The 14,679-nt window shown below is 41.2% G+C and carries 14 protein-coding genes; 4 read left to right on the forward strand and 10 right to left on the reverse strand.

All coding sequences use genetic code 11. The features are described 5' to 3' along the window. The 5 genes from CLOL250_RS01490 to CLOL250_RS01510 form a co-directional block, all read right to left on the reverse strand. Positions 1-759 carry a sugar phosphate nucleotidyltransferase gene (locus tag CLOL250_RS01490; RefSeq protein ID WP_008400197.1) on the reverse strand — a complete coding sequence of 253 codons (759 nt, stop codon included), beginning with the start codon at positions 757-759 and terminating at the stop codon, positions 1-3. A gap of 214 nt (positions 760-973) precedes the next feature. Continuing rightward, positions 974-1,393: a hypothetical protein gene (locus CLOL250_RS01495; RefSeq protein WP_008400198.1), complete on the reverse strand. Its 420-nt coding sequence runs from the start codon at positions 1,391-1,393 to the stop codon at positions 974-976. A gap of 102 nt (positions 1,394-1,495) precedes the next feature. Beyond that, the gene (gene spoVG, locus CLOL250_RS01500) at positions 1,496-1,756 is read right to left on the reverse strand and encodes a septation regulator SpoVG (RefSeq protein ID WP_008400199.1); all 261 of its coding nucleotides are present in this window, start codon (positions 1,754-1,756) and stop codon (positions 1,496-1,498) included. Between the two features lie 29 nt (positions 1,757-1,785). After that, the gene (glgD, locus tag CLOL250_RS01505) at positions 1,786-2,910 is read right to left on the reverse strand and encodes a glucose-1-phosphate adenylyltransferase subunit GlgD (protein WP_008400200.1); all 1,125 of its coding nucleotides are present in this window, start codon (positions 2,908-2,910) and stop codon (positions 1,786-1,788) included. Between the two features lie 2 nt (positions 2,911-2,912). After that, positions 2,913-4,181: a glucose-1-phosphate adenylyltransferase gene (locus tag CLOL250_RS01510; protein WP_008400201.1), complete on the reverse strand. Its 1,269-nt coding sequence runs from the start codon at positions 4,179-4,181 to the stop codon at positions 2,913-2,915. A 356-nt stretch (positions 4,182-4,537) separates the two neighbouring features. Here CLOL250_RS01510 and CLOL250_RS01515 point away from each other — a divergent pair, with 356 nt between their 5' ends. Next, positions 4,538-6,145 carry an asparaginase gene (locus CLOL250_RS01515; RefSeq protein WP_008400202.1) on the forward strand — a complete coding sequence of 536 codons (1,608 nt, stop codon included), beginning with the start codon at positions 4,538-4,540 and terminating at the stop codon, positions 6,143-6,145. Positions 6,146-6,464: 319 nt separating this feature from the next. Here CLOL250_RS01515 and CLOL250_RS01520 read toward each other — a convergent pair whose 3' ends face one another. Next, positions 6,465-6,860 carry a Fur family transcriptional regulator gene (locus tag CLOL250_RS01520; RefSeq protein ID WP_008400206.1) on the reverse strand — a complete coding sequence of 132 codons (396 nt, stop codon included), beginning with the start codon at positions 6,858-6,860 and terminating at the stop codon, positions 6,465-6,467. Positions 6,861-7,103: 243 nt separating this feature from the next. Between CLOL250_RS01520 and CLOL250_RS01525 the strand changes: the two genes are divergently transcribed. Genes CLOL250_RS01525 through CLOL250_RS01535 form a run of 3 tightly spaced genes read left to right on the forward strand, consistent with a single transcriptional unit; the run spans position 7,104 to position 8,963 of the window. Further along, complete coding sequence (locus CLOL250_RS01525) at positions 7,104-7,460, forward strand: GntR family transcriptional regulator (protein WP_008400209.1); 357 nt, start codon at positions 7,104-7,106, stop codon at positions 7,458-7,460. Between the two features lie 60 nt (positions 7,461-7,520). After that, positions 7,521-8,174 carry an ABC transporter ATP-binding protein gene (locus CLOL250_RS01530; protein ID WP_342413204.1) on the forward strand — a complete coding sequence of 218 codons (654 nt, stop codon included), beginning with the start codon at positions 7,521-7,523 and terminating at the stop codon, positions 8,172-8,174. 18 nt (positions 8,175-8,192) lie between these two features. Next, a complete protein-coding gene (locus CLOL250_RS01535) occupies positions 8,193-8,963 on the forward strand; it encodes an ABC transporter permease (RefSeq protein WP_008400212.1) in 771 nt (256 codons plus the stop codon). 319 nt (positions 8,964-9,282) lie between these two features. Here CLOL250_RS01535 and CLOL250_RS01540 read toward each other — a convergent pair whose 3' ends face one another. From CLOL250_RS01540 to CLOL250_RS01555, 4 genes are all read right to left on the reverse strand, one after another. Then, positions 9,283-10,293, reverse strand: coding sequence for an alpha/beta fold hydrolase (locus CLOL250_RS01540; protein ID WP_008400215.1), 1,011 nt, complete (start codon positions 10,291-10,293; stop codon positions 9,283-9,285). Positions 10,294-10,334: 41 nt separating this feature from the next. Then, positions 10,335-10,793 carry an Lrp/AsnC family transcriptional regulator gene (locus CLOL250_RS01545; RefSeq protein ID WP_044944768.1) on the reverse strand — a complete coding sequence of 153 codons (459 nt, stop codon included), beginning with the start codon at positions 10,791-10,793 and terminating at the stop codon, positions 10,335-10,337. Positions 10,794-11,038: 245 nt separating this feature from the next. Beyond that, complete coding sequence (locus tag CLOL250_RS01550; RefSeq protein ID WP_008400220.1) at positions 11,039-12,295, reverse strand: Glu/Leu/Phe/Val family dehydrogenase; 1,257 nt, start codon at positions 12,293-12,295, stop codon at positions 11,039-11,041. A gap of 201 nt (positions 12,296-12,496) precedes the next feature. Further along, positions 12,497-14,650 carry a HelD family protein gene (locus tag CLOL250_RS01555; RefSeq protein ID WP_008400222.1) on the reverse strand — a complete coding sequence of 718 codons (2,154 nt, stop codon included), beginning with the start codon at positions 14,648-14,650 and terminating at the stop codon, positions 12,497-12,499. Between the last annotated feature and the right edge of the window lie 29 nt (positions 14,651-14,679).

The raw sequence follows: 14,679 nt of genomic DNA on the forward strand, positions 1-14,679 counted from the left end.
TTATCTTGACCTCATTATCTCTTCTGCTTCTGCAAGCTGTTCCAGTGTATTAACACCCTTGATCTGATCTGCATCCTCCATGGCTGCCGCATCGACCGGAAGTCCCATTTTCTTGATGATCTCAATGGTATCCGGCAGATAATATTCACCCTGTGCATTATCATTTGTAATCTGTGAAAGTGCTGCCAGTAATGCATCACATTTGAAAATATACATACCGGAATTTACTTCTCTAACCGCCTGTTCTTCCTCGGTTGCATCCTTCTGTTCTACGATCTTTGATAAGCCTTTCTCATCACGGATAATTCTTCCGTATCCAAATGGATCTGAAAGCATCGCTGAGATAACCGTAACACCATTTCCTGCTGCAACATGCTTCTTGATCGCCTGCTCTAATGTCTTACCGGTTACAAGTGGTGTATCTCCGCAAAGGACAACAACATCTCCCTCCGTGCCGATAAAATCAGAAGCACACTTGACCGCATGACCGGTTCCAAGCTGTTCGGTCTGTAGTGCATAGCTTACTACATCCTGCATTTCTTCTGTCTTATCAAGCTTCGCATAAGTATCTTTAATACTTTTTTCTACTTCTTCTGCCTTGTATCCAACGATCACACAGACTTTATCACATCCGGCAACTCTTGCCGCTTCTATCGAATAGTATACCATCGGTTTCCCAAGCACCTCGTGCACAACCTTTGGCTTTTCAGATTTCATTCTTGTTCCCTTGCCTGCTGCAAGGATGATTGCTTTCAGCATTGTCCTATTATCCTCCAAATAAAATATGAGATTACCACAGCTAATTTTACTTTATCCCTATTTCATTTTCAACCATATGGTGGAAATATTTCGTACATTCATCAAATTCTTCCTTACCACATGATAAACATTTCATAAATATAATCTCCTCTCAAATTAAATGAACAACTTATTTATTGAATTTCGTCTCACAACCACTTTATTAATCGACACTTTAATCACAATTCATTTTCTGAAAAGGAACAGATATCCCCATCATCGCACCAGCTAAAATCATTATGCTGGCATAAATCTCATTCAAATTAAAACATACCATAATCATAGCCAAAATAACAAAAATGGAGCAAATCCCCAGTTGAAGATTCTTTATTTTTCCTTTTTTATCCTTTTTTAACTTAACTGTTAAAAATCCTACATCCAATAAAATATAGAGAATAAAGTCTACAATGAATAAAGCAATGTTTAAATCTTTTTCATAACAAATCGCTAAAATAATATTATACAATCCCAAAGCCACAGAACATACTTTGGTTAATTTAGCGTTCCAAATCACATTTGGAATCTTCCATTTGAAAGTAGACCAAACAATCAAAAAACAACCCGAAAACAATATCATTACTCTATTTATTTCCATAAACCTTCTCTCCCCTTGTTATAGATCTTTACCATATATAAATACCAATACTAACACTAAAGCCAGCCACTGCATCTACAGTGGCTGGCTCCGTTTCACGTCTTAAGCTTCCAGTGATTCCTGATATTTCTCAAGTATCATCCGCTGCAGACGTTCTCTTGTCTCAGTATTGATTGGATGTGCGATATCTCTGTACTCACCATCTGCTGCTTTCCGGCTAGGCATCGCAATAAACAATCCCTTATCACCCTGGATCACTTTGATATCATGAACTACAAATTCATTATCAATTGTGATCGAAACGACGGCTTTCATCTTACCTTCTTTTTCAACACCCCTGACTCTGATATCGGTCACCTGCATCGTGTGTACCCCCTTGTCTTTCTTATCTGCTACAATGCGTATCTGAAATTCTTCTCCACGATAACCTTGATGTCATCCGGGCTACCCTGATGAACTGTATTTGCACGGATCGTATCTCTACTTTCTACAATACAGTTTTCAATTACACAATTATCCCCAATGTGTACATCGTTCAGAATGATAGAATTTCTGATCACACAGTTGTTGCCAATGTATACCTTCTTAAATAATACTGAATTCTCTACAGTACCATTTATGATACATCCACTTGCTACCAGGCTGTTATTCACAACCGCTTCCCCATTATACTTTGCTGGTGGAAGATCCTCCACCTTGGAGTAGATGTCAGGATGCTGCTTGAAGAAATAGTTTCTTACATCTCTGTTCAGGAAATCCATGTTTGTCTTATAGTAAGACTCCTTGGTTCCGATGTTTCTCCAGTAAGTATCCATCTTATATCCATAAATCTTCTTTACATTCTTATATCTTACAAGAATATCTCTTACAAAATCAGTTCTGCCTTCATTTGCACAGGTTTCCAGTAATTCGATGAGCTGTCTTCTTCTGATCACATAGATACCGGTTGAGATCGTATTGTTGCCTGCAACCAGTGGCTTCTCCTCGAAATCTATGATACGGTTGTCCGCATCCATCTGTACTACACCGAAACGGTTCACATCATCTTCTCCCGGTTCGAGATCCTTACATACAACTGTAATATCTGCGCCCTTGCTGATGTGTTCTTCCAGAACCTTACCATAATCCAGCTTGTAGATACCATCACCGGATGCAATAACTACATATGGCTCATGACTTTCCTTCAGGAAATTAATGTTCTGATAAAGGGCATCCGCTGTACCCTTATACCAATAGCTGTTCTCTGATGTAATGGTTGGTGTGAATATATAGAGACCACCCTGTTTTCTTCCGAAATCCCACCATTTGCTGGAATTCAGATGTTCATTCAGAGATCTGGTATTGTACTGTGTAAATACCGCTACCTTCTGGATATGGGAATTTGTCATATTCGAAAGGGCAAAATCAATAGCTCTGTAACCGCCAGTAATAGGCATAGCTGCAACAGCTCTCTTTGCTGATAATTCGCCCATCTTGTTGCTATTACCACCTGCTAAAATTATACCTAATGCTCTCATCTCTATTCACCTGCCTTTATAATACTTCCGCCACTCTTTAAGTTGCCATCCGGATAATCTTCCGGAGTAGTCACACCAGATATAGCAGTATTCTTACCGATTGTTACACCATCAGGAATAACTGAGTTTTCTCCGATCGTAACAAGTCCAAATGAATAAATCTGTGGCTTGAATTCATTGACAGCTTCTTCTCCGATTCCAAGCTTAGCATCCTTACCAATCTTAACATTCTCTGCGATGATAGCCTTGTCCATATATGCATTCTCACCGATCGTTGCGTTATTCATAATGATCGAATTACGGATGACTGCACCCTTTTCGATCGTAACACCGGAACCGATAACGGAATTCTCAACATCGCCGTACACCTCTGTTCCTTCACCGATGATACATCTGCTTACTCTGCCGCTTGCATCTATGTACTGTGGTGGGATCGCATCTGTCTTGGTGTAGATCTTCCAGAACTCCTCATACAGATTGAATTCAGGAACAATATCTACTAACTCCATATTTGCTTCCCAGTAAGAACCAAGTGTTCCTACATCCTTCCAGTAACCCTTGAAGTCATATGCACAGATCTTCTTGCCATTTGAATGGCAGTATGGAATGATGTGCTTACCAAAGTCACATTCCGGCTGATCCTTCATCTTTACAAGTGCTTCACGAAGCACCTTCCAACTGAATATATATATACCCATAGATGCTTTGTTACTTCTAGGATTTGCAGGTTTCTCCTCAAATTCTGAAATAACATTGTTCTCATCTGTAATTACAACGCCAAATCTGCTAGCTTCTTCCCATGGTACCTGATATGTTGCAAGTGTGATATCTGCATCACAGGATTTGTGATATTCCAGCATGTTCTCATAGTCCATCTTGTAGATATGATCACCAGATAATATCAGAACATATTCCGGATTATAATAGTCTATAAACTCCAGGTTCTGATAAATAGCATTTGCAGTACCTGTATACCATTCGCTGTTATCACTTTTCTCGTATGGTGGAAGAACTGTCACGCCTCCTATGTTACGATCCAGATCCCAAGGGATACCGATTCCAATATGCTGGTTAAGCCTCAGTGGTCTGTACTGTGTAAGAACACCTACTGTATCAACACCTGAATTAATACAGTTGCTTAATGGGAAATCGATAATCTTGTATTTGCCGCCAAAAGCTACAGCCGGCTTAGCCAGATTAGAGGTCAGAACGCCTAAACGGCTTCCCTGTCCTCCTGCAAGAAGCATGGCTATCATTTCTTTTTTAATCATAATGTCACCCCTTCGTGCGTATTAATATAAATGCATTATACCACTGTTTTTGTAATAAGCAAAGTTTTTTATTGCATTTTCACAATAAAAGTTGAAAGAATATAGAAATTTTAAACATTTTTACAAAATAAACATATATTTTGCATGAATTTCCCATGTATCTTTTAACAATTTTCACTGTGCATTTTTGATTAAAAAAATTTCTTTCCTATATTCTCCGGGTAGAAATGGTTTTCTACTTGTGATAAACTCTAATTAATTATTTTACCAATATACTTTCAGGCTGTTACACAGATTTTGACCTGTCATCATCCCACAAATGCCTGAGTATACGAAGATGAAAGGAAGAAGAACTTATGGCTGAAATTTTAGTAAAAGAATACCGTGGCGATGTTGTTGAAAATGTACATTATGGATCTATTGCTATTGTTTCATCAACCGGCGAAACGATTGCTTATACCGGTGATATCGAGCGCCAGACTTATATGCGTTCCGCAAGCAAACCGATCCAGGTGCTTCCTACCCTGCTCGCAGGTCTTCATAAAAAATATAACCTGAGCGAGGAAGAAGTAACGATCTGTAATTCCTCTCACTGGGGCAGTAATCATCACATCTATGTACTTCAGAGCATCATGGAAAAAACGGACTTAAAAGAAGAAGATATGATCATGAATCCAACGATCTCCACATCTGCAACACCGCTTGCGGACAAGCTTGCACTTGGTTCCAAGCTGAATCCTGTAGAGGGCAAGAGCCGTTTGCAGCACTGCTGCTCCGGCAAGCACTTAAGCCTTATGATGCTGCAGCGTGAACTGACAGGAAAAGTCACCGGCTACCAGCTTCCGGACTCTCCTGTCCAGAAGCAGATCATTTCATTCTTATCCATGCTAAGCCAGACTCCGACTTACCGGATCAGTCTGGGAATCGACGGCTGTGGTGTTCCAGTATTTGCACTTCCAATGCGTAATATCGCACTTGCTTATGCAAAACTTGCAGATCCGTTCAACCTGCCGGATGATATACGGGAAGCAATCACCTATAACTTCGACTGTATTAACAAGCATCCTGAAAAGATCAACGATTACTTTACACCATCTTACTATGTAAATAAGAACCCGGATCTTCTTATGAAGGACGGTTCCAGAGGTGTGATCTGTATGGCGATCCGAAGCCGGAAGCTCGGTATCGTGATCAAGCTCGAAGATGGCTGGAGCGACGAATATCAGGGAATCATTGTTGCCCGTATTTTGGAGCAGCTTCAGTATGATGATAAAGAACTGATTGAACAGCTTAAGAAAACGTATAACACAAAGATTTATAACGACTGCAAGGATGAGGTCGGACACGCCGAAGCAGATTTTGATATCCATATCGAGCAGTCCTATTTCGATGAATTATTCGGAAATGCAGAACCGGAAGAAGACGATTCGGATGAATCTGATGCAGGCACTGCAGACGAAAGCGCTGATTCCGAAGATTCTGATATTGATTCTTCAATCGAAGACGAAGACATGGACGAACTTGAAGATGATGATACCGACGAAACCGATAAATCGTCCGGACAAAAGAACAGCTTTGAAAGTTCCGACTTTATAAGCAGTCTTTTGAATATGCGAGGCAAAAAATCCCGGTCAAATTCCGAGCATAAGCCTGTCACAGATCATAATGATATGGATGAACCGGAAGACATCGACGAGGTTTCCGAAGCAGATGAAGATATGGAAGATGAGGAACAGCTCCCTGCAGAAGAACGTGCCAGACGCCGTGCAATCCGTGACCGCAGATCTATTCTCGGTCAGAATGTTGTCCTGCCATCATCAAACCAGACTTTCATCCAGAATCCAATGACCGACCCGATGCGTCCTGTAAAATCTGCCAAGGTGATCTCCACCATCCAAAATAATGACGCCGAATTCGAAGTCTTTGACAAGAAAGACAATGAAGATAACAAAGAGCAGGAATAACACCATGCTTTGACTGGTTGTTCAAGTTTTATATAAGATTGTAATATAGCACACACATACAACAACACCCATATGGTTATTCCACTATAAATGACTTACTGCGGTTTCTGTTTGCAGCACATGTCTGATTCGTAAATACTCCTGTGCCAACTCGCCTTCGGCTCAAACAGGCACTCGTATTTACTGACAATGTGCAGCTCACAACGAAATCCTCGTATATGTCATGTTATAATGGAACAACCATATGGGTGTTGCTGTATGTGTATGCTATATTTTATACAATCTTATATAAATCCTGATAGTGTTATAAAGCATGGTGTTATTCCTGCTCGTTCTGACATTCAGGGCAGATGCCGACATATTCAAGATTGTGGGATGAAATGATAAAGTCCTCATCCGCCAGTCTGCCTCGCTCATCGATCTCAGGATCATATGGGACATGGCTGTCGAAGATTCTTCCGCATTTAGTACAGATAATATGATAATGTGGAACCGGATTGCCGTCAAAATGTTCATTCTTATCAAATGAGAATACATTCATGATAATGCCGTCATCAACCGCATCCGCCAGCACCCTGTACACGGTCGATGCACCTATATTATATCCCCTCTCCATAAGAATCTGATGAAGCTGCTGGGCAGTCGGATGACATTTTAATTCTTTTATAACCGAATATATAACCTGTTTTTGTTTTGTATTTCTTTTCTCTGCCATACCTGTTCACTCCAATAATTTATTCCGAATTTACTTTTGATAAGTCTATACTAACACATATTTTGTCAGGTTTGAACACCTTTTTAAGAATTGTTCTCATTAATTTTAGCCTTTATCCGGCAAATCACCTGTAAATGGAAGTTTTTGCCGGCAAATTAATATTTATAAATTTATTTTTTATGCTTGACATTCTAAGTGTATTGGTGTACTATCTGGCTAGTACAGTAGTTAGGAGGGAAGCATTTGGAATTTAAATCAAACCTGCCGATCTACCTTCAGGTCATCGATGATATAAAAAAGAAGATTATTACAGGTGCCCTGCCACTTGGTACCAAGCTCCCATCATCCAGAAAGCTTGCTATCCAATATGACATCAACCCGAACACCGCGGCCCGGGTTTATAACGAGATGGAATCTCTCGAACTGTCATATACGAAACGTGGAATTGGTACATTTGTAACAGAAGATCCTCAGGTAATTGATCGGCTGAAACAGGAACAGTTAAAGCAGATCCTTACAGTTCTGGATGAACAGCTCACCGGTATGGGATATACACCGACAGAGATCATCCGATTATTACAGGACTACTATTCCCTGTAAAAACAAGTATTGAAAGGAATGAATACTATGATTAAATGTGAACACTTAGTAAAAAAATATATGAGTACGACCGCAGTTTCGGACCTGTCACTGGATATTATATCCGGTAACATTTATGCGCTACTCGGTCCGAACGGAAGTGGTAAATCTACCCTTATGAAAATGATCGCCGGACTTTCAAAACCGACCTCCGGTACGATCACGATGGATAACCGGCCATTAGATTACAAAGCTAAAGCGCATATCGCATATATGCCTACAGAAGCCTATTTCTTCGGTTATATGAACTGCATCGATGTCGGAAAATATTACCGTGATTTCTTCGCTGATTTTGATTATGACAAATACATGCGATTGTTACAGGAAATGGATCTGTCGCCAAAGCAAAAAGTGCGTGAGATGTCATCCGGTATGATGGCAAAGCTGAAGATCGTTGCAACGCTTTCAAGGAATTCGGAAGTTATTATGTTAGACGAACCATTAAACGGCATCGATATCATTGCCCGCGAAAAAATCATTCATACAATCGTGTCTAATATCTCAGATGACACCGCCGTTATCATGTCAAGCCATCTGGTCGATGAACTGGAAAAGATCATTGATCATGCCATCTTCATCAAAAACGGAACCTGTGTATTACAGGGTAATGCAGAAGAACTTCGTATCGCACAGGGCAAATCCATTGTTGATATGTATAAAGAAATCTACGCATAAACTGGGAGGTATTGAATTATGTTAAAAATGTTAAAATATGAATTTCGCCGTGGAATCTTTCCACTTCTGATCGTAGGGATCGTCATAGCTGCCATTGAGCTTTACTTTCTCATTGGTACGTTAACCGAACATGCAAATCACTCTGTTATTGCTATTGCCCTGCTTATTCTCGCGGCTTTCTGCTGTTACCTGTTTGTATTGATCTACGGCATAATCAGTTACAGTCAGGATCTGAAAAACAAATCGGGATATCTGGTCTTTATGGCTCCTATATCCAGCTATAAAGTAATCGGCGCCAAACTGTTATCCATCCTGCTGACAGGTGCAATAATCGTTGCTGTTATATTCGGATTACTGACCTTAGATCTCAGCCTGGCATACTCCACATATGACTCCATTGATTCTTTTTATGATTTTCTAAGCAATATTCTTGAAATGGGGGGATATTCCCTGGGCGGCGTTATCTTAAGATTACTGGCATTTATCCTCGTATTCCTGATCCAGTTCTTTATGACGATCACACTTGCCTACCTTGCGGTATCGGTATGCTCCACCATTCTTCAGACAAAGAAAATTAAAGGTTTTATCAGTTTCGTACTGTTCATCGTCTTCTATGTGATCCTGTCTGTAATTGCTTCTAAGATTCCCCATCTGTCCAATCCCGGACCGGATGCGACATTTATGGAAGCCATGTATGCCATGATCCCACAGATCGCACTCTACTTCGTAGTAATGGTGGCAAGCTATATCGGAAGCTCCGTGCTCCTCGAAAAGAAGATCAGCTTGTAAATATACTCAGCACGAACGAACAGGCAGCAACCCTCAACCGGGGCATTCTCAAACACGCATGACTACTCATTACTGTTTCCATTGCAAAAACTTATCATGACTCGATATAACAGGAAACACATTTGTATATAAAACAAGGGCATATCTGTAAAATCATAGCATGAACGACTGAGTTTCAATGATTCGATGCTGCTGCAAAGGACACAACGAATTTATCGTGTCCGGCGCAGCATGCAGATCGAATCTGAATTGAAACGAAGGTAGTCATGCGTATTTTACAGATATGCCCTGTTTTTATTACTAAAATGTGTTTCCGTCCCTACACCCCTATGGTGTGCAGGTCGATCCAGTTATAGATATCGTAATATGCCTGAATATTATTGATCTCGTTTATGACTTCGTGACGCGCATCCTTGTACAGGATGCATTTGACATCATCTGTGATATATCTGCTGTATTTGTTGTATAAAAGCTTCACGTCCAGGCCATAGTGTCCGACCGGATCTTTGCTTCCTGATATGAATAATACCGGCATATTCTTTGGCACATTTGCCAGATTATCCTCATCCTGAATAAATTCCAGTGTTTTGAATAACGTCTTGTAGCCCTTTACCGTAAAGGTATAGTCATACATCGGGTCTGCCATATATTTGTCAACCTGAACATAGTCTCTGCTCAGCCAGTCTTTCACGGTACGCTTCCGTTTCTCACCGTTCATGATCGTCATTCTGGGAATACCGAAAAGGTAAGTACCAAATGCAAGCACCTGCAACAATTTGCTTCTATGCTTCTCACCACGGAGCATACTCTCCACTCCGGCTACTGCCTCTCCGATCTTCAGCATACACTTCGGATGTCCGCCCGTTCCCATACAGATAAAACCATCTATGCTGGCATTTTTCTGCACCTTTGCAGGGTACTTTGGATCTTTTGCATATTCGCATATATACCTTCTTGCAATAAATGAACCCATGCTGTGTCCCATAAGGAAATACGGAAGATCCGGATATGCCCTTTTTATGCATCTGGTCACACGATGAACATCTGCTGCCATCGTCTTACTGGCATCATAAGCATACATATAACCCATCTCGGATTTATTTCTGGCTGTCAGTCCATGCCCCAGATGATCATTTCCACATACCAGAATTCCTCTGGCAGCCATAAATCTTGCAAAATGATCATAACGCTCCATGTCCTCTATCATACCATGAGAGATCTGAAGCACCGCCTTGATCTCTCCTTGCGGAATCCAGACAATGACATGTAATTTATCTCTTCCGTTGGATGATGGAATATATGTCTCTTTTTTCTTTACGTTCTGTTTCATAAGCAACCTCCCATTGTTAGTATCCGCTTTCGGAAAAAAATTTATGCATTCGGCTCCTGATTTTCTTCCTTCCAGTAGATATTTCTGTGTTCTACAGAGGTCGAGAATGCGATCAAAGTCTTTGTTTTTCCAAATCTCTGCAATTCACCGATAAACAGATCCAGCGCCATCGTTGTCTCAAAGATAACCTCGATCAGCATGGAATAGTCACCGGTCACACAATTACATTCCACAACATTTTTGCAGTTCTTGATAAATGGATAAAAATCCTGTTTGTCGTTCGGCTCTACCTCTAAATTAATAAATGCTTTTGTATAATATCCCAGTGCGATCGGATTGATCTGTACCTGAAAGCCCTCGATCACCCCTGCTTCCTTTAACCGCTCTATTCTTGTAGATACTGCTGTTGATGACAGAAAAACACATTCCGCAATATCCTTTAAAGACATACGAGCATCCTTCTCTAACAGTTCCAGAATCTTCTGATCCACCTCATCCAGACAGTAAGCTGTCTCTTTTACTTCACGCATAGTTTTACTCTCCATTTTCTTATACATCTCATCTTCCCAATACCTTCATTTATATAGAAACTTTGGTATAGAAAAAGGACATCCTTCATCTGAGAAGGACATCCCTTTCATATTTCTGATATCAATGTACTTCTATCTATCCTGTCTGTATTTTACTACTAATAACAGGATAAATCCAGCACTAAAAATACCATGTAGTATTGCATCTGTATATTTTACGGGAATATACCCTTGATCTCTTCCGTATGGATCAATCGTTTTAAGGCAATGATATAGGCTGCCATCCGCAAAGTACAATGACTCTTTTTGCTCTCCTCCACGATTTCTCCAAATGCTTTCGTCATGATCGTTTCAAGCATCTCATTTACCTGCGGTTTTTCCCATGTCATTTCCTGAATGTTCTGTACCCATTCAAAATAAGAAACAATAACACCGCCGCTGTTTGCAAAAATGTCCGGCACAAGCTTGATACCTCTTTCTGCAAGGATCGGATCTGCATCTGCTGCCGTCGGTCCATTTGCACCCTCAACGATATAAGAACATTTTAACTTCTCCGCAACCTCTTTCGTGATCTGATTTTCAAGCGCTGCTGGAACCAGCACGTCACAATCACAGGTAAGAATATCTGTATTCGAAATATGGATAACACCATCTTCCTGATAGTCTGCAAGCAGACCACCGGCTTCTACATAAGCTGTTACCTTATCTGCATCCAGTCCGGTCTCCTTATAGATTCCACCCGACACATCACTGATTGCTACAACAACTGCACCTCTGTGTCCAAATATCCTGGCTGTATTGCCGCCAACATTACCGCATCCCTGAATTGCAACCTTAGTACCCTCTAACACCTTGCCATCTTCTGCAAGAAGGAGCTTGGTACTGATCACAACTCCACGTCCGGTTGCCGACGGTCTTCCCTTGGAACCGCCAAGCTCTAGCGGTTTTCCTGTCACAACTCCGGGACAAGGTTTGCCCTTTAACTGGCTGTATGTATCTAACACCCATGTCATGATCTGTGCATTTGTATTCACATCAGGAGCAGATATATCGGTATCTGCTCCGATGATCGGCTCGATCGCATAGGTATATCTTCTCGTCAACGCACACAATTCCCGTCTGGAAAGTGTAGCCGGATCTACTTTGATACCACCCTTCGCTCCTCCAAATGGTATATTTGCCACTGCACATTTTAATGACATCCATGTTGCAAGTGCTTTGACTTCATTCAGCGATACGTCCTTGTGATAACGTATACCTCCTTTGAACGGTCCTCTGATATTTGAATGCTGGACTCTGTATCCTTCAAATACCTTAACACTTCCGTCATCCATCTCCACAGGAAGGTAAACCTTAGTCTCACGCTGTGGATTCCTGATGATCTCAAACATCCTCTTGTCAATTCCGCCAATGTTCATGGCTTCTTCCATCACTGCTACCACATTCTCATATGGGTCGTACTGTCTGCTCATCTTCGTATCTCCTCGTTTAACAAATATTTTATTGTCACGAGTTATCCGGTGTTACCTGTAAGGGATAAACCTTTTGACAAGAGGCATTCTAGTCCTCCTGCATTTATACGTCAATATCCCAAGTCAAAGACCATTCAAAATGATATTTTCAGGCATTTTATCTTAATAATGTATATTTGTTACAAACCAAACTTGAAATAATCAAGTTTGGTTTGTAACATCGATCACATACAACTGGTGCAGTGCTCTTGTACAGGAAATGTAAAATGCATGTCGGCTGATCCGGTTTTCCATCACATCCTGTTCATTGATAACAAATACTGCATCGAATTCCATCCCCTTTGCAAGAAACTTCGGAAGAACGACCACACCTCCATTATAGACAGTCGACTGATTCGTAAGATATGTCACCTGCTCATATTCTTCCAGTTCTTTGTACATGGCAAATGCACGTTCTTCATCATCACAGAGAATTGCCACATTATCAAAATCATCCAGTTCTCCATAATCAAGCTTCTCTGCGATAAATCCGGCAGCATCTTCTATACTCTCCGCCTGCTCTGTTACCGGCTCCATGCCATGGCGGTTAAGTGGATGGGCCTCCACCTCGTCTGACGCCCGGTCTGCTTCCAGTATCCTGTTACAGAATTCTGTGATCTCACAGGTTGAACGATATGCAGTATCCAGAGCCTTGATCTGGCAACCACCTGTTCCTCCATGCGGCACAAATACCGTCTGCAATACATCCAGCACCGTTTCCTCCGGATTATAATAAAGCACCTGCAGACTGTCACCCAGTATCGTCTTCTTACATTTAAAAATACGATCCAACACCGCATACTGAAATATATTGTAATCCTGCATCTCATCGATCACGAGATGCTTGATATTGTCATAAGACTTGCATCCATAGAAATAAATCTGCAGATAAAAGACTGCCAGAATATCTTCATAGCACACCTTTCCATACTCATTCCGGTATTGTTCGATACCCGGATGCTGTTCAGCCTGACTGTTAAGAAAGTCCTGATATAATTCGATCAGGTTGCGCTCCGCATATTGATAAATCATCTCTTTTGTGATCTGGTTTTCCATCTTCTGATGCTTCTCATCCGTAAATGCCTGATCCTGTTCATCCTCTACCCGGTCTGCTATAAAATATGCGATCTTCTCAAAACGTTCATAGACCGGATATCTGGCAAAACGATTATAAAACATCTTCTCGATCTGGTCCTTTGTAAATTCTGTTTTCTCAAAATGGAAATCTTTAAACTTAATATTTTCCGTATAATCTTCCAGATATTTGTTAAATGCCTGATAGAACGCAATCGATGATTTCCATGCAATATTCTTCATCTCCGGACTTTCCATATCGGGATGCGTCGTGATCCGGTCTGCCTGTTCCAGCTTTGTCTCATAATCACAGTCCACAAACAGGATTTCCTCCATCAGAGAATCAAATTCCTTCTCCGGTACATTATCCTCGCCGACCTCCGGCAGCACACCGGCAATATAATCGCCAAAGATTCCATTTGGCGACAGGATCATAACATTGTCTGCCGACATCGTCTTACGATTGTTGAATAACAGCCACGCCAGTCTGTGCATCGCAACTACTGTCTTACCACTTCCTGCCCGTCCGTCCACAATAAGATTATAAGCGGTCTTATTACGGATCAATGCATTCTGTTCTTTCTGGATCGTTGCAACTACGGATTTCATCTTCGTGCCGCTGTTCTTTCCCAGTGCATCAAGCAGGATCATATCATTGATCTTCTCATCGGTATCGACTGCATTATGTAGTCTTCCATTGCTGATATCAAATTGCTTCTTCTCTACGATCTTTCCAGAATATTCTTTATCGGGTGCCTGATAGGATGCCTCGCCCTTCTCATAATCATAATACATCGATGCGATCGGAGCACGCCAGTCATAGACCTTCTGATCCTGTTCTTCCATCGACCAGTAGCCGTTTGTTCCGATATAGACCGGAAGAACCTGTCCATCCTCCTGATACTCAAATGCAATCTTTCCAAAATACGGGTTCTCGATCTGATGCGCCAGTACATCCACCTGCTTTGCCGCATGTTCGATAAAAAACGTATCGTTATTTACATTGTTCATGTTCTGCAGGAATTCCTCGTCGTCCATATCACCGTGGCTGTCACGCATATATTTCTTCTGTGCTTTGATCGCCTGATTCCGATATTCCATGCTTTCCTGTGTCGTCTGAAGATCACACTGCAGCTCATTTTCTACTTCTTCAAAATATTCCTGTTCTTCTTCCGGCGTTGTCTCTCTATATGTTTCCTGAACCTGTTTCTTGTCCATTTTCTTTCCTTTCAAAACAGACATCACCCGAAATCTGATCCACCTGACTTCAA

The sequence above is a fragment of the Clostridium sp. L2-50 genome, from assembly GCF_000154245.1.
In the GTDB taxonomy this organism is placed as follows: domain Bacteria; phylum Bacillota; class Clostridia; order Lachnospirales; family Lachnospiraceae; genus Coprococcus.

What these genes read in the sequence shown, in the direction of transcription:
- CLOL250_RS01515 (WP_008400202.1), top strand. Translation starts at nt 4,538, where the DNA reads ATGGCTGAAATTTTAGTAAAAGAATACCGTGGCGATGTTGTTGAAAAT.
- CLOL250_RS01520 (WP_008400206.1), bottom strand. Translation starts at nt 6,860, where the DNA reads ATGGCAGAGAAAAGAAATACAAAACAAAAACAGGTTATATATTCGGTT.
- CLOL250_RS01540 (WP_008400215.1), bottom strand. Translation starts at nt 10,293, where the DNA reads ATGAAACAGAACGTAAAGAAAAAAGAGACATATATTCCATCATCCAAC.
- CLOL250_RS01495 (WP_008400198.1), bottom strand. Translation starts at nt 1,393, where the DNA reads ATGGAAATAAATAGAGTAATGATATTGTTTTCGGGTTGTTTTTTGATT.
- CLOL250_RS01550 (WP_008400220.1), bottom strand. Translation starts at nt 12,295, where the DNA reads ATGAGCAGACAGTACGACCCATATGAGAATGTGGTAGCAGTGATGGAA.
- CLOL250_RS01510 (WP_008400201.1), bottom strand. Translation starts at nt 4,181, where the DNA reads ATGATTAAAAAAGAAATGATAGCCATGCTTCTTGCAGGAGGACAGGGA.
- CLOL250_RS01555 (WP_008400222.1), bottom strand. Translation starts at nt 14,650, where the DNA reads ATGTCTGTTTTGAAAGGAAAGAAAATGGACAAGAAACAGGTTCAGGAA.
- CLOL250_RS01535 (WP_008400212.1), top strand. Translation starts at nt 8,193, where the DNA reads ATGTTAAAAATGTTAAAATATGAATTTCGCCGTGGAATCTTTCCACTT.
- CLOL250_RS01530 (WP_342413204.1), top strand. Translation starts at nt 7,521, where the DNA reads ATGAGTACGACCGCAGTTTCGGACCTGTCACTGGATATTATATCCGGT.
- CLOL250_RS01490 (WP_008400197.1), bottom strand. Translation starts at nt 759, where the DNA reads ATGCTGAAAGCAATCATCCTTGCAGCAGGCAAGGGAACAAGAATGAAA.
- glgD (WP_008400200.1), bottom strand. Translation starts at nt 2,910, where the DNA reads ATGAGAGCATTAGGTATAATTTTAGCAGGTGGTAATAGCAACAAGATG.
- spoVG (WP_008400199.1), bottom strand. Translation starts at nt 1,756, where the DNA reads ATGCAGGTGACCGATATCAGAGTCAGGGGTGTTGAAAAAGAAGGTAAG.